At 63.7% G+C, this 25215-nt stretch carries 20 protein-coding genes, 1 tRNA gene and 1 pseudogene; 6 read left to right on the forward strand and 16 right to left on the reverse strand.

Annotated features, from left to right (window positions below; all coding sequences use genetic code 11):
• Positions 1-6: 6 nt before the first annotated feature.
• From AB0N72_RS02285 to AB0N72_RS02330, 10 genes are all read right to left on the reverse strand, one after another.
• On the reverse strand, positions 7-909 hold the full coding sequence (locus tag AB0N72_RS02285; RefSeq protein ID WP_363932017.1) for a glycosyltransferase: 903 nt from the start codon (positions 907-909) through the stop codon (positions 7-9).
• Entirely contained in the window at positions 906-2066 is a 1161-nt protein-coding gene (locus tag AB0N72_RS02290; RefSeq protein ID WP_363932016.1) for a glycosyltransferase, read from the reverse strand. Before AB0N72_RS02290 ends, AB0N72_RS02285 begins: the two co-directional genes overlap by 4 nt.
• Positions 2066-3340, reverse strand: coding sequence for a glycosyltransferase family 4 protein (locus AB0N72_RS02295; RefSeq protein ID WP_363932015.1), 1275 nt, complete (start codon positions 3338-3340; stop codon positions 2066-2068). The genes AB0N72_RS02290 and AB0N72_RS02295 overlap by 1 nt, the downstream gene beginning before the upstream one ends.
• The gene (locus tag AB0N72_RS02300) at positions 3337-4803 is read right to left on the reverse strand and encodes an oligosaccharide flippase family protein (RefSeq protein ID WP_363932014.1); all 1467 of its coding nucleotides are present in this window, start codon (positions 4801-4803) and stop codon (positions 3337-3339) included. The genes AB0N72_RS02295 and AB0N72_RS02300 overlap by 4 nt, the downstream gene beginning before the upstream one ends.
• Positions 4800-5462, reverse strand: a complete 663-nt coding sequence (locus AB0N72_RS02305) for an acetyltransferase (RefSeq protein ID WP_363932013.1) — start codon at positions 5460-5462, stop codon at positions 4800-4802. The genes AB0N72_RS02300 and AB0N72_RS02305 overlap by 4 nt, the downstream gene beginning before the upstream one ends.
• On the reverse strand, positions 5459-6625 hold the full coding sequence (locus tag AB0N72_RS02310; RefSeq protein WP_363932012.1) for a DegT/DnrJ/EryC1/StrS family aminotransferase: 1167 nt from the start codon (positions 6623-6625) through the stop codon (positions 5459-5461). The genes AB0N72_RS02305 and AB0N72_RS02310 overlap by 4 nt, the downstream gene beginning before the upstream one ends.
• Positions 6622-7641: an NAD-dependent epimerase/dehydratase family protein gene (locus AB0N72_RS02315; protein WP_363932011.1), complete on the reverse strand. Its 1020-nt coding sequence runs from the start codon at positions 7639-7641 to the stop codon at positions 6622-6624. The genes AB0N72_RS02310 and AB0N72_RS02315 overlap by 4 nt, the downstream gene beginning before the upstream one ends.
• The gene (locus tag AB0N72_RS02320) at positions 7638-8747 is read right to left on the reverse strand and encodes a Gfo/Idh/MocA family oxidoreductase (protein WP_363932010.1); all 1110 of its coding nucleotides are present in this window, start codon (positions 8745-8747) and stop codon (positions 7638-7640) included. Before AB0N72_RS02320 ends, AB0N72_RS02315 begins: the two co-directional genes overlap by 4 nt.
• Positions 8748-8807: 60 nt before the next feature.
• Positions 8808-10484, reverse strand: a complete 1677-nt coding sequence (locus AB0N72_RS02325) for a sugar transferase (RefSeq protein ID WP_363932009.1) — start codon at positions 10482-10484, stop codon at positions 8808-8810.
• 270 nt (positions 10485-10754) lie between these two features.
• A complete protein-coding gene (locus AB0N72_RS02330) occupies positions 10755-11003 on the reverse strand; it encodes a hypothetical protein (protein WP_363932008.1) in 249 nt (82 codons plus the stop codon).
• 39 nt (positions 11004-11042) lie between these two features.
• On the opposite strand from AB0N72_RS02330, the gene AB0N72_RS02335 reads away from it, so the two are divergent.
• Positions 11043-11276, forward strand: a complete 234-nt coding sequence (locus AB0N72_RS02335; protein ID WP_011774832.1) for a DUF5703 family protein — start codon at positions 11043-11045, stop codon at positions 11274-11276.
• Positions 11277-11294: 18 nt separating this feature from the next.
• Here AB0N72_RS02335 and AB0N72_RS02340 read toward each other — a convergent pair whose 3' ends face one another.
• Together AB0N72_RS02340 and AB0N72_RS02345 are read right to left on the reverse strand one after the other, a co-directional pair.
• Entirely contained in the window at positions 11295-12455 is a 1161-nt protein-coding gene (locus tag AB0N72_RS02340; RefSeq protein WP_363932007.1) for an acyl-CoA dehydrogenase family protein, read from the reverse strand.
• Positions 12456-12484: 29 nt separating this feature from the next.
• Entirely contained in the window at positions 12485-13789 is a 1305-nt protein-coding gene (locus AB0N72_RS02345; protein WP_363932006.1) for a M20/M25/M40 family metallo-hydrolase, read from the reverse strand.
• A 262-nt stretch (positions 13790-14051) separates the two neighbouring features.
• On the opposite strand from AB0N72_RS02345, the gene AB0N72_RS02350 reads away from it, so the two are divergent.
• A tRNA-Leu gene (locus AB0N72_RS02350) sits at positions 14052-14134 on the forward strand.
• Positions 14135-14237: 103 nt separating this feature from the next.
• Here the strand turns inward: AB0N72_RS02350 and AB0N72_RS02355 are convergent.
• Genes AB0N72_RS02355 through AB0N72_RS02365 form a run of 3 tightly spaced genes read right to left on the reverse strand, consistent with a single transcriptional unit; the run spans position 14238 to position 17864 of the window.
• Positions 14238-15164: a MaoC/PaaZ C-terminal domain-containing protein gene (locus tag AB0N72_RS02355; protein ID WP_363932005.1), complete on the reverse strand. Its 927-nt coding sequence runs from the start codon at positions 15162-15164 to the stop codon at positions 14238-14240.
• Positions 15161-16501, reverse strand: a complete 1341-nt coding sequence (locus AB0N72_RS02360; RefSeq protein WP_363932004.1) for a 3-oxoacyl-ACP reductase — start codon at positions 16499-16501, stop codon at positions 15161-15163. Before AB0N72_RS02360 ends, AB0N72_RS02355 begins: the two co-directional genes overlap by 4 nt.
• Positions 16502-16511: 10 nt before the next feature.
• Positions 16512-17864, reverse strand: coding sequence for an acetyl-CoA C-acetyltransferase (locus AB0N72_RS02365; RefSeq protein WP_363932002.1), 1353 nt, complete (start codon positions 17862-17864; stop codon positions 16512-16514).
• Between AB0N72_RS02365 and AB0N72_RS02370 the strand changes: the two are divergent.
• Together AB0N72_RS02370 and AB0N72_RS02375 are read left to right on the forward strand one after the other, a co-directional pair.
• Positions 17863-18624: pseudogene (locus AB0N72_RS02370) on the forward strand (TetR/AcrR family transcriptional regulator); the annotation flags it as partial. The gene AB0N72_RS02365 and the pseudogene AB0N72_RS02370 sit on opposite strands and share 2 nt — an antisense overlap.
• Positions 18625-18674: 50 nt before the next feature.
• Positions 18675-20771 carry an acyl-CoA dehydrogenase gene (locus AB0N72_RS02375; protein ID WP_363932000.1) on the forward strand — a complete coding sequence of 699 codons (2097 nt, stop codon included), beginning with the start codon at positions 18675-18677 and terminating at the stop codon, positions 20769-20771.
• Between the two features lie 169 nt (positions 20772-20940).
• On the opposite strand, the gene glgA is transcribed toward AB0N72_RS02375, so the two are convergent.
• Complete coding sequence (gene glgA / locus AB0N72_RS02380) at positions 20941-22137, reverse strand: glycogen synthase (protein ID WP_363931999.1); 1197 nt, start codon at positions 22135-22137, stop codon at positions 20941-20943.
• A 93-nt stretch (positions 22138-22230) separates the two neighbouring features.
• Between glgA and glgC the strand changes: the two genes are divergently transcribed.
• The gene (gene glgC / locus AB0N72_RS02385; RefSeq protein WP_363931997.1) at positions 22231-23643 is read left to right on the forward strand and encodes a glucose-1-phosphate adenylyltransferase; all 1413 of its coding nucleotides are present in this window, start codon (positions 22231-22233) and stop codon (positions 23641-23643) included.
• Between the two features lie 73 nt (positions 23644-23716).
• Positions 23717-25168 carry an SDR family NAD(P)-dependent oxidoreductase gene (locus tag AB0N72_RS02390; protein WP_363931995.1) on the forward strand — a complete coding sequence of 484 codons (1452 nt, stop codon included), beginning with the start codon at positions 23717-23719 and terminating at the stop codon, positions 25166-25168.
• The last annotated feature ends 47 nt before the right edge of the window (positions 25169-25215 follow it).

Genomic DNA, 25215 nt, shown 5'->3' on the forward strand with positions numbered 1-25215 from the left:
CTGGGTTCAGGTCCTGGGAACGGCCCGTTTCCTGCTGGCGGCTAGCGTCTTGATGCGGTCAATGCCTTGATGCCCCAAAACTGCCACCGTGGCGGCCTTTGCAGCGGTGCGGGCAACCTCCCGCAGTGTCCTGATGGGCGAGCCGTAGAGCCGGTCTGCGAGGATGGTTCTGCTGCTTGGGGTGGGGACGTCGTCCAAAAGGCCAGGGAAAAGTTCCGTGTAGGGCCCTGGGGCAACCTGCCGGCCACGGATTCTGTTGCTCACGTTATGTGCGTGGACCACCTGCAACCACGCGGGAGAACCAAGGAGCGTCCTGACATCCATGGACTGCCCAAGCCGGTTGTGCCACGCTGCCCAACACGTAACAGGGGCGGACCAGGGCGAGGTGACGGAGCAAAAGGCGTTGTGGGGGTCGTACCTGAGGTAAACGGCCCCGCTCCCCTTCACCAGGCCGGAAGCCAGGTAGATGGCTGAGCTTCCCGGCACTCCGGCAGCTCGTTGGACCCTTTCGACGAAATCGACAGCAAGTCCGTCGTCGTTGTCCACATTGGTGGTCAGGAGCGTGGGACGCTTCCCGCCGGACACACTCCTGATGTCCTGGAGAAGTTCGGAGGTGCTGACCTCGGTCCTTAACAGCGCCACGAACGTTTTGTCCCTGTTCAGCTCCTCCATGCGGTCCAGCAACCATGCCGGGCTTTCCGGGTCGAAGTAGATAATCCAGCGGAAGTCCTGGTTGGTCTGCGCTTTGACGGAGGGCAGGCAGTACCGCTCGAACAGGACTATCCGTTCCCTCAGCCAGCCCTCTTTCGCCCGCACCAGGCTCTCGAAGCCACGTGAAGGAAGGTTGAAGCGGGTGAGGAGCACGTGGTCCACCGAAGGAGGGCGCCTCCCCGGATTCCGGTCGTTCATGTCGTCCTCCTTGAACGGAGCTGGTGAGCATCCCGTCCTTCGGTCGGTTGTTTGCACAGATCCCTGAGACTGGCCGCCCGCACCTCCCAGGAGTTGGCCTCCGCGATCCGCCGCATCTCTGCCCGTTGCCGCGAGTCCGGCGGTGACTGCAAAGCTGCCTGGACCAGGTCCACAAATTCCATGGCGCTACCGGCAATGGCCAGCCCGCTGCACTCAAGCGACCGCAAGGAGGGCAAGTCAGTTGCTACGACGGGTAGCCCTGCCGACAGGTACTCGAGCGTCTTGAGCGGGAAACTGGACCTGTTGAACTCGGTGTCGGCGTAGGGGGTGATGCCTACGGATGCCAGACGAAGCAGCTGGGCGAGGTTTGCCGGAGTTGTCGGGCCGCGCCAATCCACATTTTCCCGGCCCAAAAAGGCCTCCAGCCGTTGCCCGGTGACAGGGTTCGAGTCGGTGCGTGGTCCGATCACCAGGATGTCCACTCCGGCGTCGGCCAGCGAATCCAGGACATCCATGTCCAATCGCTCATTGAGTTGCCCCACCAGCGCCGCGACGGGCATCCGCAACTCGGCCGGGGCCGGGCTGGACGGCGGCCTGCACCCGTTGGGCAAAGTTTCCACAGCTCTACCGGAGAACCTTGACATCTTCGACGCCAGCCCGGACGACACGGCGGTGATCACATCGGCGGCGTCGATATTGCGCTGGAGAGAGTTCCGAAGATAGTCCGAAGGAAATCCGATCAAGTCAGCCGCGGCCAACCAGTCGTCGGTCAGGTGGAGCAACCGCACACCGGCGCCCACGGCAGGGAAGCCAAGCACGGGCGATGCATTCACCACTGCCGCCGGGGGTCGGCCCGACGCACGCACCGCCTGTTCCATGCAGTGCCGTGCAATGGCTTCTGTGAGCGGACGGCCAACACGGCTGCTGAACAGCGGCGGCGCCGGAACCCGCAGGCGGGCCAGATGTGGCGTCAGGACCTCCGGAACCCCCCGAAGGCTTCTCACCATATGGCTGCGAACATCCCCGAAGCGGAGAAAAGGCGCAGGCTGGTCGACCCACACCACAGGACCGGTGACTGCCAATGATTCCGCCAATAGGCGATCAGTTCCGGGCAGGCCATCCCAGCGTCCGCCGGAAATATACATGATCGGATCCATTACGCCCCCTCTGGAACGTAGTGCCCAGGCGCCGCTGCCTGGACCGCCACAGGGCGGGCATTGAAGTCCTCCGCGGGTTGCTGGCCGCGCAGCCGCTGGTAGCGCCGGTGAACTACGTACGACGAGTACTGCCAGACGGTGGAGGCTTCGGCCCGAAGACGGGACCCCAACCCGGGGCTGTTGGACATGAAGTGCTGGTACAAGTCGGTTTGCCGCTGCGCCGCGGCCGTGAGGGAAAACCTGTCTTCCACGACAGATCGCCCGAAATGACCCAGCGCGTCACGCAGTGCGGCGTCCTTGAGGAGCCTCGTCAGAAAGGTCACCAGGCCAGCGGTGCCTGATCCTGCTGAACCGGGTCCCGATCCGTACCACCCCTGCCACAGAAAGACGTGCAGGGAATCAGGCGTGAGAAGTTCCCAAAAGCCCCTCTCGCCTTGGACAATCAGAGGCTTTCCGAACGAAAGACCGCGGAGGGCGGAACCGCCCATGCCCAGGACGGCGTCTGCCACGGCGTAGGCCGGCCTGGGGTCGGCAAGTTCTCCGGTGAGTATGACAGTGCCTTCCCCGGTCGCTTCGTTGACCCCTTTAGCGTGGGCCGCAACCGTGGCTTCCGCCGGACCGGCCCCGGTGACCACCAACCGCACCGGGTACTCCTTGGCGAGTTGGCCGACGGCGTCCATCGCTGACAGGATGCCCTCCAGTTTGAGCTCCTTCGCCAGCCGTGATACGCAGGCGACCGTGAAATGGTCCCGGTGGAGTCCCCAACGGGCCCGGAAGCCCTCCATGTCCACATCCGCTGCCGCGCTGTTCGCGGGAACGTCCACGGGCGGTTCTATCAAGTACACGTCCGAGCGGCCCGACGCCGACTCGGCATGCCGGATTTGCTCCGTTCCCACCATCAACGGCATCGACGCGGGAATGAAGGGAGCCACAGCCATGGACATCACAGTTGCCGTAGCGGTGGTGCCACTGGCCAGCCTCGCCGCCGCCAGGCACTCCAACGCCGGGGGCCACTCGTAACCATGGACGATGTCCAGCCGGCGCTCGCGGATCGTCTGGACCAAGGCGCGGACAACGGACGGCGAAGGACGCTTCCGTGGCGCAGGAGCCGCAATGAACTCCATACCCAGTTCCTCTGCCTTCCCGACGAGCGGCCCTGGCTGGCCAAACAGGACCACTTCATGGCCCAGCTGCTTTACTGCCGCGCCCAGTTCGATGGCGTTCAGTTGGCTGCCGCCCATCCGGAGGTCGTGCGGGTAGACGAGGATCCTCATGACGCAGCCACTTCCCGTCCGCGGCCCCAGACCCTCACGTCCCGCAGATCGTGCCGACGCAGGGTCATCGTTATCGCCATCGAAAGGACGCCCACCCCCGTAGAGGCAAGGACGGCTACCAACGGGGAACCAACCGACTGGCTGACGGCGAAGCAAGCAACTGCTGTCAGCACGGCCAAGGCAGCAGGAACGCCAAGACGCTTCGCCACACCGGTGAGCGGGACCTTCGCCACCATCAGCGCCCGGAGATACAACGGCGACGTCACCAGCAGGGCAACTAGCACCGGCGCCGCAGCAAGTCCGGGCATCCCTGCGAGCGCACCGCCTGCTATCAGCGCAGGAACCAGCGCCAACAGCGCGATGACCTGCACGTTCAGGATGGACAAAGAAGAGCCAAGGACAACGAGGTAGTCGTAAAGAAGCTCATGGAAGATGCGGAACACTGTGAGGGGCGCCAGCCACATCAGCGCCGACCCGGCCGGCGCCCACGCTTCCCCGTACACAACAGCCACCAGTGGCATGGCACACCCCACCATGACAGCGGAGACTGGCAGTACCACTGTGGAGACTGCTCCGATCATGGCCAGCAATGCCTCTCGCATGTCATCGGGACGATCCTGGAGCCGGGCAAACATCGCCGGTGCCACGCTGCGGAGGGGCTGGGAGAGCAAGCTGGAAGGCCACCCCGCCATATTGAACGCCATAACGTAGAAGCCAAGGATCACCGGGCCGAACATCCGTCCAGCGATGAGTTGGTCGATGTAGCCCACGGCAAAGACCACAGCGCTCGCCCCGGCCAAGGGTAAACCGAAAACCAGCAGCTGCTTGGCTGCGTGACGCGAGTACCCGAACCTGTACGGCAGGGGTGAGTACACAAGGAACAGGACGGCCGCCACAAGGCTTGCAAGCACCCTGCCCACGGCCAGGCTCATGGCCCCCATCCCGCCGATCACCAGGATCAAGGACACGCCTGCGCCGAGCCAAACATTGACCTGGTCGATGACCATCCGTTGGCCCTGGCGGAAGTTCCGCTGCAGCAGGGCAGCCGGAGTAGCCACCAGGCCGTTGAGCACGATGCAGAAGGCCAAAGCCCTCACCACATCTGTTGCTGCTTCGTTTCCCATCGCTGCTGTGAAGATGGGCGCAACTGCGTAAGAGAGGCCAAACAGCAGGACACTGCAGACAACGGAAATGGTGGTGACGGTTGCTGCTATGTCCTTCGGGTCCCCTGGCCACCGCACAATTGCGAGGCTGACGCCCAACTCGTTGAAGCTCAGCACGGCCACCAAGGCGATGAATGCCACCGCATAGGTTCCGAACTCCTCGGGCCCGAGCAGGCGCGCCAAGGCGATTCCGATGCCGATGGTCCCCAGCTTGGTAATGAAGGCATTGGCGACGCTGATCATGAACGCCCTGGTGGGGGTTGGCCGCCGTCGTGGGGCAACCGAGCTGCGAAGCGTCACTGGGCCCCCTCCAGCGCGGGCGTGTTGCCCCGCCTGATCACCCGTGCCGGCACACCGGCCCACGTCTCGTCGTCCGGAACATCGTTCAGGACGGCCGCTCCCATGCCAATGGTCGCTTTCGCCCCGATGGACCGGCGCTCGCGGACGCTGGCGTTCATCCCGATGTACGCCGCCCGGCCGATGCGGACGTTCCCGCCCAGAGACACTCCTGAGGCGAACGTTGCGAAGTCGCCGATGACGTCGTCGTGGGTGAAAGTGACTCCGGGCATGGCGACGACGTGGTTGCCGATGGTCACTGACGTGGTCATGCTGACGTGGGCCAGGATGATACTCCCCCGGCCGATCATGCACCCTTCCGGAACGTTGACGGAGGGATCGATGGCTGTGGCATAGCGGGCGTCGTCCAGTCCGAGGCTGCGGAGCCGCATGACAACGCCCTCCCTGCCGCTTCCGCTGCCGATGCACACCAGGAGCAGGGCGTGGGGGAATTTCAGGGCGTCGCGGACAGGACCAAGCACGTGCGCACCGTCCACTACGCGGCCGAGTTTCTCCTCGTCGTCATCGAGGATTCCGATGACATCGAACGGCCCGCTGCTGCGGACCATGGCCAGCACCTCCCGCGCAAGGCCACTGGCAGCGATGAGGAGAAGTTCACTCATGGTGATTCCTCCGCTGCCCGAAGGACCGAGTCGATGACGCGGACTTGGTCGTGCAGGGTGAGTTGGTGGAACAAGGGCAGGATCAGCGTGTGGTCCGTCAACCAGTTGGTGGCCTCGAGGGAGGCGCTCCCGGTGTCCTTCCCGGCGTAGGCGGGCTGGCGATGGGCTGCCATGATGCCCCGCCGTGCCGAGATGCCATCGTGCGCCAGGTGGGTCATCAGACCGTCCCGTCCCAGGGGGAACGCGGCCCCGGTTTCCAGCCAGCACGACTGGAAGTTCCCGGTGCCGTAGTCGGGGTCGCTGACCAGCCGGAGCCCTTCGACGCCGGCGAAGGCATTGGCGTAGTTGGCGGCCAGTTCACGACGCCGTTGGACGGCTTCGCGGAGGCGCCCGAGTTGGACGAGGCCGACGGCGGCCTGAAGGTCGGTCATGCGGTAGTTGAACCCGACTTCGAGGTACTCTTCCGCCGGGGCAAGGATGCTGGCGTGTCTGTCCGCGGCGGAAACGCTCATTGCATGCTCCCGGAGGCGCCGAGCCCTGTCCGCAAAGTCCTGCCGTGGGGTGGAGAGCATTCCGCCCTCCCCTGTGGTGAGGATCTTGCGGGGATGGAAGGACCAGGCGGCCAGCTCCGCACCGGCACCTGCCGGACGGCCACGGTAGCGTGAGCCGATGGCGCAGGCAGCGTCCTCCACCACGATGATGCCTCGGGGTTCGCAGAGGGCCCTGATGGGGTCCAGGTCAACGGGCACTCCGCCCTGGTCCACGGCGATGACTGCCTTCGTGCGCGGCGTCAGTGCCTCTTCAACGGTCTCTGCCGTCAGGCACCCGGTCTGGAGGTCGACGTCGGCAAAGACGGGGCGGGCGCCCATGTACGTAGCGGCGTTGGCGGTGGCAATGAAGGAAAAAGACGGGACCACCACGTCGTCGCCGTCTTCGATGCCCGCTACGGCGAGCGCCAGGTGCAAGGCCGAGGTGCAACTGGACGTGGCCACGGCATACCCGGCCGATTGTTCCGCGGCGAATGCTTCCTCGAACTGCCGGACCTTGGGCCCTTGGGCCACCCAGCCGGAGGCGATCACTTCGGCCACAGCCTGGGCTTCTTCTTCGCCCAGCCAGGGTTTCATGACATCGATGCGGCCCGTCCGCGCCTCGGAGATGGTCATCGTGCACCTGCTGCCGGAACACCGGGGCGGGCAACCATGCGCGATGCTGCTATTTCCGCACGGAGGGGCCGCCACCAGGCGACCAGTGAGCGGAGACCATCTTCCAGTCCAATGGCTGCTTCGAAGCCGAGGTCTTCGCGTGCTGCCGTGATGTCCGCCAGCCGCCGGGCCACGCCGTTGACGGCACGTTCCGGGCCGTGTTCGAGGTGCAGGGAAGACCCCATGACCGTCAGCAGGGTCTGTGCCAGCTTGGCCAGGCTCGTTTCGGTACCGCTGGCCACGTTGTAGACGCCCTCCCGCACATCGCTGACGGCTGCCAGGACGTTGGCCCTGGCCACGTCCTGTGTGTGGACGAAGTCCATGGTTTGCCGGCCGTCGCCGAAAATCATGGGCGGCTGGCCGTCGTCGATCCTTTCCATCCAGCGCACCAAGACTTCGGTGTAGAGCCCGTGCACGTCCATGCGGGGTCCGTAGACGTTGAAGTAGCGCAACAGGACGTAGTCCAGGCCTGACATGGCGCGGAAACTCCGTGCCATCCCTTCGTTGAAGGATTTTGCAGCGCCGTAGAACGTGTCGTTGTTGTGGTGGTGGTGGTTTTCCTTGGTGGGAAAGTGCTCGGCCATGCCGTAGACAGAGGCACTGGAGGCTGAGATGAGCTTGCCCACTTTGTGCTCCACGGCGGCTTCGTACACGTTGAAGGTGCCGTCCACCAGTACTTCCAGGGCCAGCCGGGGTTCTTCCGCGCACTGGGTGATGCGGATGGCGGCCTGGTGGAATACCAGGTCTTTGCCGACGGTGAGGTCGTGGACAAGGTCCCGGTCCCGCAGGTCGCCTTCGACGAGCCGGACGCGTTCGCTGGCGAGGGCCTGGTTCAGATTGGCGCGCCTGCCCCGCACGAGGTTGTCCAGCACGTCCACGTGGGCCACACCGGCGTCGAGCAGTTGGTCCACCAGGGTGGAGCCTATGGTTCCGGCGCCTCCGGTCACCAGCACGTTTGCGCCAAGGAGCTCTTTCACCGCGCAACCTGGAGATTGGTGTCGTTGCCGGCCACGATGGTGGAGCGGCCGTCCGTGCCGAGGCTTTGTGTCACGGCCTCCAGGACCGAAAGCACCCTCAGCCCGGACTCCCCGCTGGTGCGGGGCCTGGTGTGGTTGCGGATGGAGCTTGCAAGTTCGGCCACTACTTGTCCAAGGGGTTCGCTTTCCTGCAGGGCCGGAGACCAGGTGTCGCCAAGCCGGTACGAGATGGCTGAAGCTTTCTTGTCGGCGGCCGATCGGGGTTGGTGTTCCAGGCTGACTCCGCGGTCGTAGACGCTGAGCCGTTGCTGCGGATTCAGGTCGTCCCAGACGAGGGTCCTCTTTGAGCCTCCGATGATCATTTGCCGGATCTTGGTGGGGCTGAGCCAGTTCACGTGGATGTGGACCATTGCGTCGTTGGGCAGGCCGAACGTCAAATGCCCCACGCAGTCGCGGCCGGTACCCAGCGGGTCCGCCCCGTGGGCCGAAATCTCGGTTGGATGCAGTCCGCCTGGCAGGACAAAGTCGAGGATGGAGAGGTCATGGGGCGCCAGGTCCCAAAACACGTTGACATCCGGTTGGACGAGCCCGAGGTTGATGCGGACGGAGTCGACATAAAGGATGTCCCCGAGCGCGCCGCTGGACACCAGTTCCTGGATCTTGAGTACCGCAGGGGTGAAGCAATAGGTGTGGTCGGCCATGAGCACCAGTCCCCTGGCATTGGCTTCGTCCACCATCTCCAGTCCCTTGGCCCGGCTGTCGGCCAGCGGCTTCTCCACCAGCACGTGTTTGCCGGCACGCAGCGCCGTCATCACCACGCCGTGATGGGTATGAGCCGGAGTCGCGACGGCCACGGCGTCCAGATTGCAGGTGTCCAGCAGTTCGTCCAAGGACTCGACGACGGCCACCCCGCCGACGCTGTCGGCGAGTTTCATTCCGCGCTCGACATCGAGGTCGCAGATGGCCACGAGGTCCCAGTCCGGACTGGCCTTGAGGTTGCGGGCGAGGTTTGGTCCCCAATAGCCTGCCCCTACCACCGCGATGCGCAGCTTGGGCCGCAGGCCGTTGCCGTTGAGGTGTCCTGCTGGAACGGTTCGTATGCTCATTTCCCACTCGGATTCTGTGTTGGTGGCATGGTTCTTGTTGCCTGGCAGAAAATGCCGTGACTAGTAGGCTCCCGATGGCCGGATCATGGCCCTGAAGGTGCGCCACATGATCATCACGTCCCCCGCGATGGACCAGTTCTCCACGTAGTAGAGATCGAGCCGGACCGCTTCATCCCACGGAAGGTCGGACCGTCCATTGATCTGCCAGAGCCCGGTGATGCCGGGCTTGATCAGGAGCCGGCGGTGCGTATGGCGTTCGTAGCCGTGCACCTCCCGCGCCAGAGGCGGGCGTGGACCCACCAAACTCATGTTTCCCACCAGGACGTTCCAGAACTGTGGCAGTTCGTCCAGGGAGTACTTGCGCATCCAGCGGCCACATGTGGTGACGCGCGGATCGCCGCGGATCTTGAAAAGGACGCCTGCTCCTTCGTCCTGGTTGCCGAGCTCTTCCAGCCGGTTTTCGGCGTCAACAACCATGGAGCGGAATTTCAGCATCTGGAATGTGCTGCCCTGTTTGCCGATGCGTTCCTGGCGGAAGAGGACCGGACCGGGACTGTCTGCGCTGACAATCAGTGCCAGGAGCAACAAGACGGGTGAAAGGACAATCAGTGCCAGGAAGGAAACGGCGATGTCCATCAATCGCTTGAGGGTGTGCTTGCCTCCGGAGTAGTGCGGAATGTCCACGTGCATCAGCGGCAGGCCTTCCACGGGGCGCCAATGGATCCGCGGGCCGGCCACATTGGTGAGGGTGGCAGCCAGGACCAGTTCTGCGGCATCTTCTTCCAGCCGCCACCCGAGTTCCTGGATGAACTGGTTGCCGCCGGGTACGGGTCCGGCCACGATTACTGCGTTCGCCCCCGTCTGCCGGACGGTGTGTGGTATCCCGTAGATGGAGGACAGAACGGGAACGCGGACCTGGTCCACCACCAGCACCGCGCCTCGCCTGGCGCCCGGGAGGCATGCGCCCAGGATGTCGTAGGGGGCGCCGGACTTGCGGTTGATCTGCTTGATCACATACCGGACATCCTGCGGTTCTCCCACCACGATGGCGCGGGTGAGGCAGCGCCCGCGCGACTTTTCACGGGTCAGCCACTTGCGGAAGCCCCATCGGCTCCCTGTGAGGGCTACGATGCCCACGGGCAGGGAAAACAGGACGTAGGTGCTCACTGACTCAACACGGAAAACGACTGCGACGATCGCCAGGAATCCGAAGACACGAATGCTGGCCGAGAGGACCCGTTTGTATTCCTCCGGACCAACGCCGAGCACTTTCGGATCCCTGGTGCGGTACACCTCCAGTGCGGCGAGCCACATCATTCCCAGGATCAGCAACAGCGTCAGTTGACGGGTGGAGCCGGGTCCTGCATCGATGAAAGGCGGTACCCCGGTATTGAGTGCGTAGCCGGCTGACACTGCGGCCGAAACCAGGATGGTATCGGAGACCCGCAGGCAGTTGGTCAAAAAGTGTGTCCAGCCCAGGCGGTTGCTGTGCGGGGGCTTGACGCGGGAGCGGCGGTGGGTGACTGGCGGCACGAGGTCCAGGGTGACATCCGGCCTGGGCGCCGCCAGTCCCGCCTTTTCAGTCCGTTGTGCAGCAACGGACTTGTCAATCCAGGGAGACGCCGGCGGATTGACGTGGGCAATGAGTTGGTCCGTTGGGAAGGTGGGTCCCATGGCGGCATGGCCTGCACCCTTGGGTGCCGCTGCCTTGCCCAAACGGAGGACGGGAACTTTCACCTTGTCAGCCTTCTTCGCAGACCTTCCAATGCCTACATATCAGTGAAGCTTTGGCCGCAGGTGGGCGCACCAGTAGTCGGTACTCAAGTTTGCGCAGCCTTACCCATGCCTCCTACGTGCGAGTACCTAGCTGGCGGTGGTGGCACTACGTGTTCGGAGGCGCTTGACAGACAGGAAAAAGCCCGGGAATACGCACCTGGGCCGCGACAAAATCGGTCCAAAAAGGGCACAAAAAACCGGCCGCCTGGTGGCGGCCGGTTCAAGGGCGGATTAGTCCTCTACGCTTTCCAGCGCTTCGTCGTCGTCGTCTTCTTCCTCGTCGTCGAACACCTGGAGGGGCGTGACCTCGGAAAAGGACTCGTAGAGGGCGTCTTCGTAAACTTCGAAGGCGTCAGCGACGGCGAAGAACGCGGCTTCGACGGTAGGATCACCCTCACCACGTCGTGCCGATGCGGCGGCCAGATGTTCTTCCAGGGCGGCGGTCAATGACTGAAGCGCGACACGCGGATCGATGCTCATGACTTCACGTTAGCCGGAAAAAGACGAAAATGGAGAGGGATGAGAGAACAATTTCCGGGCAGCTCCGTGGAGCGCCAACGAGACTACGCTCGTCAGTACGAATACCTCGTACTGACGGTGGGACCTGACGATTCACTGCCCGATGCCAGGCGGCGCCTCGCCGAACACTCGGAGTACGGCAAGTGGGAACTCGAACGCAGCGTGCTCTACCTTGGCGGCGGACGTCGGTTCTGGTTGCGCCGCAAGGTCTACTCCGTGCAGCGTACCGTCTAGGTCCTGAAGCCCCCTGGGCTACCCCTCAAGGGGTCCCAGCCAGGCACTGGCAACAGTGTTGTGGGCTGATTCGTCGTTGGACGGATGGAAAATTCCCGCCAGGACGTCACGGTACAGTCGCTCCATCTCCGATCCGCGGAAGTAGCTGGAGCCCCCGGTGACCCGGATGGCCAAATCCACTACGTAGCGGGCGTTTTCGGTGGCCCTGGATTTGATTCCCACAAGTTTGGGGAACCACTGGGCACCGTGGTCCACCAGGTTGTCCACGTCGCGTGCAACGGAAGATATCTGCGGCCGGATCCCATCCATCGCCAAAGCGGCATCAGCCACCTTCCACCGGATGTCCGGGTCCTGCGCGTAGCTGCGGCCCCCGTACTTCGCCGAAGCGCGGCGCTTCACATTCTCCACCGCGAGGGTGAAGGCCCTCTCGGCAACACCGGTATAGACAGCGGCCAGCAACGTCTCGAAGCAGGCGAAGATCGAGAAAATCAGCAGATCCTTGTTGGGGCCTACAGGAAGCCTCCGGAAGATGCGCTCCGCCGGGATGACGGCTCCATGCAGCAAGGTGGTGTTCGAGGCACTGGCGCGCATCCCCAGGGTGTCCCAGTCGCTCAGGGTTTCATGTCCGGGTTCGTCACGGCGGAGGAAGCCGAAGACCAGCTCGCCCTCGCCGTCCCTGGCGTCCGGGTCCTTGCCGAAAGTCCCGAGCCGGGTCCAGCCGCGCGAGAGGCTGGTGAAGATCTTCCGGCCCGTGAAGCGGTAGCCACCGTCGGGCAACGGTTCGGCGACCGTGCCCGAATCGAACAACATGGAATCATTGCCGGCTTCGGAAATGCCGAAAGCGAAAATCTCGCCCTTGCCTGCTTCCTTGAGGACGAAGTCCAGGGAATCGTCGCCCCTGGCCGCCATGACGCGCGCGACGCCGGTCCATACCAGGTGCATGTTCACCGCCAGCGCTGTGGCCGGGGCAGCCGTGGCGAGCCGTTGCTGCAGCGCAGCTACCGCTTCGAGACCGAGTCCCAACCCGCCGTCGTGCTCAGGCACGAACAGCTTGAGGTACCCGGCAGCGGCGAGTTCATCCAAATCCTCGTGAAAGAACTGGTTGTTCTGGTCGTAGCCGGCGGCACGGCCGCGCAAGCGTTCCAGCAGGGCCTCGGGCAGGATTTCTTCGGGAGTCATGGCAGGGCCTCCTTGGAGCGGTTGCCGCTTCAGTAATTGGTCAGCAGCGTGTTCAGGACACGGGCGCCGAACTGCAATGATTCGGCAGGTACCCGTTCATCAACACCATGGAACATGCCGGTGAAGTCAAGATCGTCCGGCAGCATGAGGGGGGCAAAGCCGTATCCCGTGATGCCGATCTTGCTCAGGGACTTGTTGTCGGTGCCGCCTGAGAGCGTATAGGGAAGGACTTTGGCGCCGGGATCCTCGGAGTGCAGGGCATCGATCATGGCATCCACCAGGTTTCCGGCGAAGGGCACCTCCAGCGACACGTCCTTGTTGACGTAGCTGATGTCGATGCCTTCTCCGGCAAGCGCCTTGATGGTCTCGAACACCATTTCCTGCTGGCCCGGCAAAGTGCGGCAATCGACGAAGGCTTCCGCGGACTCAGGGATGACGTTGTGCTTGTAGCCCGAACGCAGCAGCGTGGGGTTGGACGTGTTCTGCAAGGTTGCACCCACAAAGCGGGCCACCGTGCCCAGCTCCTTGAGCAGGATGTCCGGGTTGTCTGCGTCGAATTCGACGCCGGTCAGTTCAGTCACGCCGTCCAGGAACTGCCGCGTGGTGGGCGTCAGCTCAACGGGCCACTGGTATTCGCCGATGCGGGTCACCGCACCCGCCAGCCTGGTGACAGCGTTGTCGGTATTGATTTGCGAGCCGTGACCGGCCCGGCCGTGGGCTACCAGCCGCAGCCAGGACAGGCCCTTCTCGGCAGTCTGGAGCAGATAGGTCCGCTGGCCGCCGATCGTGGCGGAGAATCCACCCACTTCGGAAATGGCTTCGGTGGCGCCGTCGAACAGTTCGCGGCGGTGTTCCACGGCATACCTCGCCCCGTAGGTGCCACCGGCTTCTTCGTCGGCAAAGAAGGCGAAAATGATGTCCCGCTTGGGCTTGCGGCCCGTCCTGGCGAAGTCGCGCATGACGGAGAGGATCATCGCGTCCATGTCCTTCATGTCCACGGCCCCACGGCCCCACACCAAGCCATCCTTCAGTTCGCCGCTGAAGGGGTCCACGCTCCACTGGTCCTTAAGTGCGGGAACGACGTCCAAGTGGCCGTGCACCACCAGGGCGTCAGCGCCCGGATCTTCGCCAGCCAATCGGGTCACCACGTTGGCCCGGCCCGGGGCTGATTCGAAGATCTCTGCTTCCAGGCCCACTTCAGTGATCAGTCCGGCCGTGTATTCGGCAGCTGCACGTTCGCCGGGGCCGGAGTCATCGCCAAAGTTGGAAGAATCAATCCGGATGAGCTCCTGGCAGATCCTGACGACTTCGTCTTCGGGGCGGATGGCAGACATGGAAACTCTCCTTGCGTGGCTGGGCTGCAGGTTCCGGCGACGTGCACTGCTTCATTCGCAAGCCGTCCCGTGTCCCTTCAGCCTACTCACCAGCAGGGCCCGGAGTCAGGAACCGGACGCAGGACCGGTCCCATGGGTCCTCCGGTGACTGCCCGTCGTCGTCGATTTTTCAGGCACCTGAAACCGTGTTAGAGTTTTTCTCGCTGCTTCGGAGGAATATGAAGCGCCGCAAGGTGCTGAATGGTCCTGCTGAACACCACCTGCGCGGGTGGCGGAATGGCAGACGCGCTAGCTTGAGGTGCTAGTCCTCGAAAGGGGGTGGGGGTTCAAGTCCCCCTCCGCGCACAAGACCAAGGCCTGGAATCCACTGGATTCCAGGCCTTGTTTGTTTGCAGGTGCCCGCCATGCGGCGCCCTTCCGGAGGCGGGCGCCGCATGGCGGTTCTGCCTTACGATAATGCTGCAACGGCCCCCTGGAAATGGCGCCGGCCGCCGCGTGGATTCCAAGCGACGTACTCCGATCTCTCCCATGCTCCTGAAGCGGACTGGACCGTCGCGATGTCCAGGGCTACCCGTGCCGGAAGAAAGACGGGCGCCTCGAAACTAACATCCCAGGTAAAGGCATCCGATTTCACGGAACCTACGTCTGCCAGGGCCCTGGACGCCAGATACATGCCATGGGCGATTGATCCCCGCATCCCCAGTGCCTTGGCAGAGAGCACGCTGAGATGGATCGGATTGAAGTCACCCGAGACAGCTGCATAAGACCGCCCGATGTCCAGGCCGAGCTGCCACAAAGCGGTGGGATCCGGCGCCGAAAAATCCACTGGGCTGGAAGCTCCATTGGAATTGCCCGCCTTATCGATGCCAGGGAGGAAAACACCCTTGGCAAGGTAGGTGGACACTCCACGCCAGAGAAGGTCGCCGCTGGAGTTGGAGCGGACTTCGGCCACGATGTCCAGCTGGGTACCCGCACGGTGGCCGGTCATGTTCTCTGCCCAGGACGTGATGTCCAACGCCTCGCTGAAGTGGATGGGCGTGCGCTGCTCCACGTGATTCCTGAGATGGATCATGCCAAGGAGTGGCAAGGGGAAGTCATCGCGGTTCATCACGCTCATGGACACCGGGAAAGCCAGCGCATGGACGTATCCGGCCGGGAGGACATCGCTGGCCGTCTCCCCCACCAGGTGCTGGAACGCAGTCAGGTTATCGACGTCGGCCTTCACGTCCCGTACTTCGTGGCTGACTGCGGGCAACCTCGTTCCGCCGGCCTGTGCCCCCAGGACGCGGCGGCGCGCCGCCGTCGTTGCTGCATTGACGTAGAGCCGCGACAGCGATGGAAGCTCCCCAAGAACCACCGGCTGTGGAGTGTTCATGCTCCCACCAGCTGTTGCCCGCAGACGCGGAGAACCCCTCCGGAGATGCCGCCGGCGGCATCACTGGCGAGGAAGGCGATTGCTTCAGCCACGTCCTGTGGCTGGCCTCCCTGCTTCAGCGAGTTCAGCCTCCGGGCAGCCTCGCGGATGGCGAAGGGCATCTTCGCCGTCATCTCGGTTTCAATGAAGCCTGGGGCAACCGCGTTGATGGTACCCCCGTACGGCTCCAGCAGCGCCGCCGTGGACCTGACCATGCCGATCACGCCGCCCTTGGAGGCCCCGTAATTGGTTTGGCCCCTGTTGCCCGCGATCCCGCTGGTGGAGGCCACCGAGACGATCCGGGGTGAATTCCTGAAGTGTTCCGAGGCCAACAAGGCCTCGTTGATTCTCAGTTGCGCGGCGATGTTGACGGCAATTACGGACTGCCACCTACCTTCGTCCATGTTGGCCAGGAGCCTGTCGCGGGTAATGCCCGCGTTGTGCACTACGATATCGAGCCGGCCGTGGCGATCCACTGCATGTTCGATGATCCGGTGCCCTGCGTCGTCACGGCTGATGTCGAGCTGGAGCGCCGTGCCCATGACTTCATTGGCAACAGCTGCCAGGTGGTCCCCGGCGGCCGGGATATCCACCACGACCACTGTTGCGCCGTCCCGGTGCATGGTGCGTGCAATTGCAGCCCCGATCCCCCGCGCAGCTCCGGTAACAACGGCGACCTTGCCGGCAAGCGGTTTGTCAGAGTCCGTGGGAAGCACGCCCGACGCCGATGAAACGGTGAGGAATTGTCCATCGACGTACGCGGAGCGGCCCGACAAGAAGAACCGCAAGGCGCCGAGCGCGGACGGGCTGGTTGTCGCGAGGTCGTCGTCGAGGAGTATCCCATTGGCTGTCGCACCGGCCCGCAGCTCCTTGGCCAATGAGCGCAGGAGTCCGTCAATGCCCTGGCGGGCCGCCGCAGATGCCGGTGACTGGGCGGACTGCGGAGTCCGGGAAATGGTGACCACCCGGGCATTTGGTGCCAGGTCCCGCAGGGACGCCGCAGCCGTGAGAACAGTCTTGCCGAGGTCCTCGGGGTGCTGGACGGCATCCAGGACAAGGACAATGGCTCCCAGTTTTTCCTTGGGGAGCGCATTCCTTCGAACGTCCAGCCCCCAGCCAAGGAGGGTAGTGGCAATGTCGTCACTGCCGGCGCTGTCACCACTGACCAGGACGGGACCGGTCATCAGCGGTGCCCCGGGCTGGTACCGGCGAAGCTCCACGGGCTGTGGGAGTCCCAGCTTCCTGGCGACGTTCCTGCCAATTCCTTGGCTCACGATCTGTGTGTACTTGTCTGTCATTGAGTTCCCCCTAAGCTGCTTCCAGAATCGCTACGACACCCTGGCCTCCGGCTGCACAGACCGAGATCAGGCCTCGTGCCGGACGCCCGTTAACCGTCCCCTTTTCATGCAGCATCTTGGCAAGTGTGGCGACGATTCGTCCGCCGGTGGCAGCGAACGGATGTCCCGCGGCCAGCGAGGAGCCATTGACGTTGAGCTTGGCGCGATCGACTTTGCCCAGGGCACCGTCAAATCCCAGGCGGTTCCGGCCGAATTCCTCGTCCTCCCAGGCAGCCAGGGTGCTTAGGACCGTTCCGGCGAAGGCCTCATGGATCTCGAAGAAGTCAATATCTTCAAATGTCAGGCCGTGGCGGGCCAACAGGCGGGGAACAGCGAACACGGGAGCCATGAGGAGCCCGTCCTTGCCGTGGACGAAATCGACGGCCGCCGCTTCGCCGTCCAGCACGGTGGCGAGCTTGGGCAGCTTGTGGTCGTCGGCCCAATCTTCTGTGGCCAGCAGGACGGTTGATGCACCATCGGTCAGGGGCGTGGAGTTGCCCGCGGTCATCGTGGCCTCGGATCCGAGGTTCTTGCCAAACACCGGCTTCAGCGTGGAGAGCTTTTCCAAGGTGGTGTCCGGGCGAAGGTTGGAGTCGCGGCTGAGCCCACGGTACGGGGTGATGAGGTCGTCGAAGAAGCCCCGCTCGTAAGCTGCGGCAAGGTTGCGGTGGCTGTTGAAGGCAAGCTCGTCCTGCGCTTCGCGGCTGATGTTCCACTGGGCCGTGGTGAGCGCCTGGTGCTCACCCATCGACAGGCCCGTGCGGGGCTCGCCGGTGTTCGGTGCGTCGGGCGCCAGGTCCTTGGGGCGTATGCGGCCGATGATCTTCAACTTCTGCACGGGAGTCTTGGCGCGGTTGAGGTCGAGCAGGATTTCCCTGAGGCCCTCGCTGACGGCGATCGGGGCGTCTGATGCCGAATCCACGCCGCCGGCGATGGCGGACTCAATCTGGCCCAGCTTGATTTTGTTCGACAAACCCAGCACGGTCTCCAAGCCTGTGGCGCAGGCTTGTTGGAGATCGTAGGCGGGGGTTTCCGGTGACAGTGCAGAGCCCAGCACGGCCTCCCGGGTGAGGTTGAAGTCCCGTGAATGCTTGAGGACTGCCCCGGCTGCCACCTCGCCGATGCGCTCGTCCTGCAGTCCGAACCTGGCGATCAGCCCGTCCAGGGCCGCCGTGAGCATGTCCTGGTTGGAGGACTTCACGTAGGCTCCGCCGGTTCGGGCGAAGGGGATGCGGTTGCCGCCCACAATGTAGGCGCGGCGTGGTGCTTGGGGTGTGGTTGTGCGCTCCGGGTTCGCGCCGGTCGTCACGTCTGCTGCAGCCATGCTTGTCTCCTTCGATCAACGCCAGTTACTGATACCCAGCGTACCTGATACGCTGGGTATCGTGAACATCCCGCACCAGGAATCCCCCACTGCCGCCGAAGTCCTCCCAGGCGAGGCCGCCTCAGCCGTGGACGGCAGGGCCTCGCGATGGCAATCGCACCGGGAGGAACGGCGTCGGGAACTCATCAAAGCGGCACGCAAAGCGGTCCACAGGCTGGGAAGCGATGCCTCGATGGAGGACATTGCGGGAGCCGCCGGCACCTCAAAGTCGGTGTTCTACCGCTACTTCGGCGACAAAGCAGGCCTGCAGCAAGCCATGGGCGAAGTTGTCCTGGGGCAAATGCAGCGCAGGATGAAGGAAGCTGCACAATTGGCCCAGACGCCCCGCGAAGGCCTGTATGCCATGGTGTCCGCTTACCTGCAGATGGCCGAGTCCAGCCCCAATGTCTACGCCTTCATCACGCGCCTTACGCCCGGCGAAGCCTCGGCACAGGACGCCATTGCGGCATCGGGCGCTTTGGGCAATTTCTTTGAGCAGATCACGGAGATGATCGCCACGCCCATGCGTGAGCACCTCGGCGCGGACAAGGAAGCGGTGATCGGGTATTGGCCGACGGCAGCCATCGGACTGGTAAGGAACGCAGGTGAGATGTGGCTGGGAAGCACCGCCGACGCCGGCAAGCCTGACCAGGCGGCCATGGCAGGACAGATTACCGACTGGCTGTGCCTCGGCATCGCCCCGCAACTCAAGACCACCACATGACACCAGCAAATGACTCATCAGTTGTCGGAACCAAAGAAGGAAACAACATGACTGAAGTAGTGGACAGGGCCTCAACGGCCACCAAGCCGGCAGGCCGCGACGACGCCACTGCCGCCGAACCCGTAGTCGACGTCGCTGCCCTTGGCGAGCAACTCTTGGGCAAATGGGCGCACATCCGGCACCAAGCACGCGAGGTGGCGGGCAACCCGGTGGTGCAAAAGATCGAGGGTATGCACCACACCGAACACCGCGCCCGCGTGTTCGATCAATTGAAGTTCCTGGTTGAGAACAATGCCGTCCACCGCGCCTTCCCGAAACGGCTCGGTGGTTCGGACGACCACGGCGGAAACATCGCCGGGTTCGAAGAACTGGTCACTGCCGATCCGTCGCTGCAGATCAAAGCCGGTGTGCAGTGGGGTCTCTTCGGCTCCGCCGTCATGCACCTGGGGACTGCCGGGCACCACGACGCTTGGCTTCCCGGCATCATGAGCCTGGAAATCCCCGGCTGCTTCGCCATGACCGAAACCGGCCACGGTTCCGATGTCGCCAGCATCGCCACCACGGCAACCTACGACGCCGACACCCAGGAATTCGTCATTAACACCCCCTTCCGCGCAGCCTGGAAGGACTACATCGGCAACGCTGCCAATGACGGCCTCGCAGCGGTGGTGTTCGCCCAACTGATCACCCAAAACGTCAACCATGGCGTCCACGCCTTCTACGTGGAACTCCGCGATCCGGCCACCAAGGAGTTCCTGCCGGGCATCGGCGGCGAAGACGACGGCATCAAGGGCGGATTGAACGGCATCGACAACGGCCGCCTCCACTTCACCGACGTCCGGATCCCGCGTACCAACCTCCTGAACCGCTACGGCGATGTCGCCGTGGACGGCACGTACACCTCGCCCATTGCCAGCCCGGGCCGCCGCTTCTTCACCATGCTGGGAACCCTGGTCCAAGGACGCGTATCCCTGGACGGCGCCGCTGTGGCCGCAAGCAAGGTAGCGCTCAAGACGGCCATCCAGTACGCCACTGAGCGCCGCCAGTTCAATGCATCCTCCACCACGGATGAAGAAGTCCTGCTCGACTACCAGCGGCACCAGCGCCGCCTCTTCACCCGGTTGGCCACCACCTACGCGGCCAGTTTCGCGCACGAGCAGCTGCTGCAGAAGTTCGATGACGTGTTCTCCGGCGCGCACGACACCGACGCCGACCGCCAAGACCTGGAAACCCTCGCCGCAGCACTCAAGCCGCTCAGCACCTGGCATGCGCTGGACACCTTGCAGGAATGCCGTGAAGCATGTGGCGGCGCCGGCTTCCTGATCGAGAACCGCTTCGCCGCCCTGCGGGCGGACCTCGACGTCTACGTGACGTTCGAAGGCGACAACACGGTACTGCTGCAGCTGGTAGCCAAACGTCTCCTGGCCGACTACGCCAAGGAATTCCGGAGCGCCGACTTTGGCGTACTGGCCCGCTACGTCGTGGACCAGGCCGCGGGCGTGGCACTGCACAGGACCGGCTTGCGGCAGGTGGCCCAGTTCGTGGCCGACAACGGATCCGTTCAAAAAGCTGCCTTGGCCTTGCGCGACGAGGAAGGGCAGCGGACGTTGCTTGCGGACCGCGTCCAGTCCATGGTTGCCGAGGTCGGCGCTGCCTTGAAGGGAGCCAACAAGCTCCCCCAGCACCAGGCTGCCGCGCTCTTCAACCAGCACCAGCACGAACTCATTGAAGCGGCGCAGGCCCACGCCGAACTCCTGCAGTGGGAGGCTTTCACCGAGGCCCTCGCCCAAACCCCGGATGAAGGAACCAAGCGGGTTCTCACGTGGCTGCGCGACCTCTTCGGCCTGTCCCTCATCGAGAAGCATCTCTCCTGGTACCTCATGAACGGCCGACTGTCCATGCAGCGTGGCCGGACCGTGGGTACCTACATCAACCGCCTCCTGGTCAAGATCCGCCCGCATGCCGTGGACCTGGTTGACGCCTTCGGCTACGGTCCTGAACATCTCCGGGCGCGGATCGCCACCGGCGCCGAAGCACAGCGCCAGGACGAGGCACGCCAGCACTTCCGTGAGCAGCGTGCCAGCGGAAGCGCTCCGGCAGACGAGAAGGCCCTGCTGGCACTGAAAGCGGCAAAGTCGCGTTAGTTCGGCTGCTCCACCGTTCGGTGGGAGTCACACGCTCTAAAACACGACGGCATTAATCACGACGGCGCCGTCCCCACCAAAGGGGGGCGGCGCCGTCGAGGTTTGGGCTGCTGTCGGGACGTACCCGGACTGCCCTGGCCCAGCGCAGAACTGATCAGCGCAGAACTGATCAGCGCAGAACTGAGCGGTACACCTCGAGGGTGGTCTCCGTGATGGATTCCCAGGAGAAGTGGTCCTCGGCCCGGCGCCTGCCGGCAATGCCCATCTCCCGCGCGCGGGCGGGATCCGAAACCACCTGGTTCAGGGCGGCAGCGAAATCGCTGACGAACTTCTCCGGATCCAGCGGAGTGCCGGTGCCGTCGGTGACCTGTTCCAAGGGAACCAACAGGCCCGTTTCGCCATGCAGGACCGCCTCCGGGATACCGCCGGTGGCACTTGCCACCACGGCCGCGCCGCATGCCATCGCCTCGAGGTTCACGATGCCAAGGGGTTCGTAGATGGAGGGGCAGGCAAAAGCCGTGGCATGGCTCAGGACCTGGATGAGCTCCCTGCGTGGGAGCATCCGCTCGATCAGGACCACGCCCTCCCGCTTGGTCTGCAATTCTTCGATGAGCCGCGCTGTCTCGGCAGCCAACTCAGGTGTGTCGGCAGCGCCAAGGCAAAGGATCAACTGGACGTCGTCGGGAAGGCTCGATGCCGCGCGAAGCAGGTAGGGAACGCCCTTTTGCCGGGTGTTGCGGCCAACGAACACCACGCTCGGCTTGGCCGGATCGATGCCCAGCGCCCGGATCGCGTCGTCTTCTTCATCGCGCTCCCACAGGGAGACATCGATGCCGTTGTGGACCACGCGGACCTTGTCCGGATCAACATTGGGATAGCTCCGGAGGATGTCCTGGCGCATGCCGTCCGAGACCGCGATGATGGCGGCAGCGGCCTCGTAGGCCGTTTTCTCCACCCAGGAAGACAGGGCGTAACCGCCGCCGAGCTGCTCCGCTTTCCACGGACGCAGGGGTTCGAGGCTGTGGGCACTGAGCACATGGGGAATGCCATGAAGAAGGGACGCCAGGTGCCCGGCCATGTTGGCGTACCAGGTGTGCGAGTGGACGAGGTCCGCTCCCGCAATGTCCGGAACGATCCTGAGATCGACGCCGAGCGTCTGGACGGCCGCGTTGGCGTCGCCGAGGCCTTCGGGGGTGGCATAGGAGTCCACGGTGGCCCCGTGGTAGTCGGCATCACGGGGCGCGCCGAACGCCCTGACATGAAGGTCGACGTGCTTTGCCAGCACCCGGCTGAGCTCGGCAACGTGGACACCGGCACCGCCATAAATTTCCGGAGGGAATTCTTTAGTCACAATGTCTATTCGCACGCTAACCAACGTAGTCGTTCCGGCGTATGTGTTCTAGTGTGAAAGGGTCCGGAAAATCGGACTTTTGGGGGATACGAAGACGTACGGGGAGCTGTGACCATGGCGTTGAAGAAAGTTTTGGCAATCGTATTGGCAGGCGGCGAAGGCAACCGACTCATGCCGCTGACGGCGGACAGGGCCAAACCGGCCGTTCCGTTTGCTGGCGGCTACAGGTTAATTGACTTTGCGCTGTCCAATCTCGTTAATTCGGGTTATTTGAAAATCGTGGTACTGACGCAGTACAAATCACACAGTCTCGACCGGCACATCTCGGAAACGTGGCGCATGTCCACGCAGCTGGGCCGCTACGTGGCCTCCGTTCCAGCGCAGCAGCGCGTGGGCAAGAGCTGGTTCCTGGGTAGTGCCAATGCCATTTACCAATCGCTGAACCTCATCCACGATGACGCCCCGGACATCGTGGTAGTGGTCGGCGCGGACCACGTTTACCGCATGGACTTCTCCCAGATGGTGGAGCAGCACATTGCAAGCGGTGCAAAGGCGACCGTTGCCGCGGTACGCCAACCATTGAACATGGCCAACCAGTTCGGCGTCATCGAAGTGGACCAGAACGATCCCCAAAAGATCGCCGCCTTCGTGGAGAAACCTGCCAGCACCCCCGGACTCGCAGCGGATCCCTCGCAATTCCTTGCTTCCATGGGCAACTATGTCTTTAACGCTGACGCCTTGGTTGAGGCGCTGCATGTGGATGCCGAACGCCTCGATACCAAACATGACATGGGTGGGGACATCATTCCCTACTTCGTGGACCAAGGCGAAGCAGGCGTATACGACTTCACGCTGAACGACATCCCCGGCGCCACCGACCGTGACCGCACTTACTGGCGTGACGTCGGTACCATCGATTCGTTCTATGACGCCCACATGGACCTCATCTCCCCTGTGCCGGTATTCAACCTGTACAACTCCGAGTGGCCGATTTACACCCGCCAGAGCATTTCCCCGCCCGCCAAGTTCGTCCGTGGCGGAAACAACACCGTGGGCACGGCCCTGGATTCCATCGTGGCCAGTGGCGTCGTGATTTCGGGGGGCATCGTTGAAGGCTCCGTGCTGTCCAACGACGCCTACGTTGCAGCAGGCAGCCGTGTGCAGGACTCCGTCCTGATGGACAAGGTTTATGTCGGTGAAGGGGCCGTCATCAAGCGGGCCATCCTGGACAAGAACGTCAAGGTTCCCGCAGGTGCCGCGATCGGGCTTGACCCCGCCTTGGATAAAGCCCGTGGGTACAAGGTCACGGAATCGGGCATCACAGTCCTTGCCAAGGGCCAGGTTGTTCCCGAACCCGGTGAAGCCGAGCTCGAGTTGTCTGCCCAGCACCGCGGTGCGCTGCCGGAGGCCGTCAAAGCTGCCACCCACCACGACCCCGACATCCGCGACTCCGCAGAGAAGGTGGCCGCGGGGATCCAGTCCCGCGTTGCGGGTCCGGCTTCGCAAGGCGCGGCACGCTAGGCTGCCGGCCTCCAGCTGACCCGGACAGAACCCGAGGCAGGCCACAGGCTCCCAAGGCTGTAAAATCAGGTCAATGAGCTCCACCGATCTGACGCCTGAAGAGATCCAGGCCTGCCTCAAGGTTCTGACCACGATCCACGTCTATGACGAGGAGCACCCGGACTACATCGCCGTCCGTCGTGCCACCGGCAAGATGTTCAAAGCCGTCAAGCGCCACCGCCGCGTCACCAAACGCGATTCCATAGCCGAGGCCGACCGGGCAGTCATTGCGCTGACGGCCACCGCTGCGCCGGACAGGATCGACGACGAGACCCGCGGCAACAAGCTGGCCCCCTCCGCCACCGGTGAAATCGCCGGGCACCTCATTCGCTCGCGGCCCTGCTACATCTGCAAGAAGCACTACACCCAGGTGGACGCCTTCTACCACCAGCTCTGCCCCGAATGCGCAGCCTTCAGCCACAGCAAGCGGGACGCACGCACTGACCTCACGGGTCGACGGGCGTTGCTGACCGGTGGCCGTGCCAAAATCGGCATGTACATCGCCCTGCGCCTACTCAGGGATGGGGCGCATACCACCATCACCACGCGGTTCCCCAAGGATGCCGCCCGCCGGTTCGCTGCCATGGAAGACAGCGGCGATTGGCTGCACCGTCTCAGGATCGTTGGCATCGACCTTCGCGATCCTGCGCAGGTCATGGCGTTGACGGACTCCCTCAACGAGGCCGGGCCGCTGGACATCATCATCAACAACGCCGCCCAAACCGTGCGCCGTTCAGGAAATGCCTACAAGCCCTTGGTCGATGCCGAAGATGAGCCATTGCCCGCCGCGTTGGAGGCTGCCAATGGCGGCCCGGAGCTGGTGACGTTCGGTCATGCGCATGACAAACACCCCTTGGCCTTGGCCAGCAGCGTCACCGAGCACCCGGTCCTCGCAGGCGATGCCATTACCTCATTGGCGCTGTCCACCGGCTCGGCGTCCTTGGAACGGATTGAATCAGGGACTGCCATCGACGCCGGTGGCCTGGTCCCCGATCTCGCGTCCATCAACAGCTGGACCCAAGTGGTTGACGAAGTTGACCCGTTGGAGATGCTCGAAGTCCAGCTCTGCAATGTCACCGCACCATTCCTGCTCGTCAGCCGGCTGCGCGAGGCGATGAAGCGTTCCACGGCGCACCGGAAGTACATCGTGAACGTCTCGGCCATGGAGGGACAGTTCTCCCGCGCGTACAAAGGGCCGGGTCACCCGCACACCAACATGGCCAAGGCCGCCTTGAACATGATGACCCGGACCAGCGCGCAGGAGATGCTGGATTCGGATGGAATCCTCATGACCGCGGTGGATACCGGCTGGATCACCGATGAGCGCCCTCACTACACCAAGGTGCGCCTTATGGAAGAAGGCTTCCACGCGCCCTTGGATCTGGTGGATGGCGCAGCCCGCGTGTACGACCCCATCGTGATGGGTGAAAAGGGCGAAGACCAGTACGGCGTCTTCCTCAAGGACTACAAGCCATCGCCCTGGTAAGACCCGCCCCCGGAGTTTATGTACAGATAAGGCCCTTAAGAGCGACT

This window comes from Paenarthrobacter sp. NPDC089307, from assembly GCF_040685055.1.
In the GTDB taxonomy this organism is placed as follows: domain Bacteria; phylum Actinomycetota; class Actinomycetes; order Actinomycetales; family Micrococcaceae; genus Arthrobacter.

Bases quoted from the DNA above. Each gene is read 5' to 3' on its own strand.
- AB0N72_RS02345 (WP_363932006.1), bottom strand. From the start codon at position 13,789: ATGTCTGCCATCCGCCCCGAAGACGAAGTCGTCAGGATCTGCCAGGAG.
- AB0N72_RS02320 (WP_363932010.1), bottom strand. From the start codon at position 8,747: ATGAGCATACGAACCGTTCCAGCAGGACACCTCAACGGCAACGGCCTG.
- AB0N72_RS02295 (WP_363932015.1), bottom strand. From the start codon at position 3,340: ATGAGGATCCTCGTCTACCCGCACGACCTCCGGATGGGCGGCAGCCAA.
- AB0N72_RS02375 (WP_363932000.1), top strand. From the start codon at position 18,675: ATGACTGAAGTAGTGGACAGGGCCTCAACGGCCACCAAGCCGGCAGGC.
- AB0N72_RS02340 (WP_363932007.1), bottom strand. From the start codon at position 12,455: ATGACTCCCGAAGAAATCCTGCCCGAGGCCCTGCTGGAACGCTTGCGC.
- AB0N72_RS02390 (WP_363931995.1), top strand. From the start codon at position 23,717: ATGAGCTCCACCGATCTGACGCCTGAAGAGATCCAGGCCTGCCTCAAG.
- AB0N72_RS02305 (WP_363932013.1), bottom strand. From the start codon at position 5,462: ATGAGTGAACTTCTCCTCATCGCTGCCAGTGGCCTTGCGCGGGAGGTG.
- AB0N72_RS02365 (WP_363932002.1), bottom strand. From the start codon at position 17,864: ATGGCTGCAGCAGACGTGACGACCGGCGCGAACCCGGAGCGCACAACC.
- AB0N72_RS02290 (WP_363932016.1), bottom strand. From the start codon at position 2,066: ATGGATCCGATCATGTATATTTCCGGCGGACGCTGGGATGGCCTGCCC.
- AB0N72_RS02355 (WP_363932005.1), bottom strand. From the start codon at position 15,164: ATGAACACTCCACAGCCGGTGGTTCTTGGGGAGCTTCCATCGCTGTCG.
- AB0N72_RS02330 (WP_363932008.1), bottom strand. From the start codon at position 11,003: ATGAGCATCGATCCGCGTGTCGCGCTTCAGTCATTGACCGCCGCCCTG.
- AB0N72_RS02360 (WP_363932004.1), bottom strand. From the start codon at position 16,501: ATGACAGACAAGTACACACAGATCGTGAGCCAAGGAATTGGCAGGAAC.
- AB0N72_RS02310 (WP_363932012.1), bottom strand. From the start codon at position 6,625: ATGACCATCTCCGAGGCGCGGACGGGCCGCATCGATGTCATGAAACCC.
- AB0N72_RS02335 (WP_011774832.1), top strand. From the start codon at position 11,043: ATGAGAGAACAATTTCCGGGCAGCTCCGTGGAGCGCCAACGAGACTAC.
- AB0N72_RS02285 (WP_363932017.1), bottom strand. From the start codon at position 909: ATGAACGACCGGAATCCGGGGAGGCGCCCTCCTTCGGTGGACCACGTG.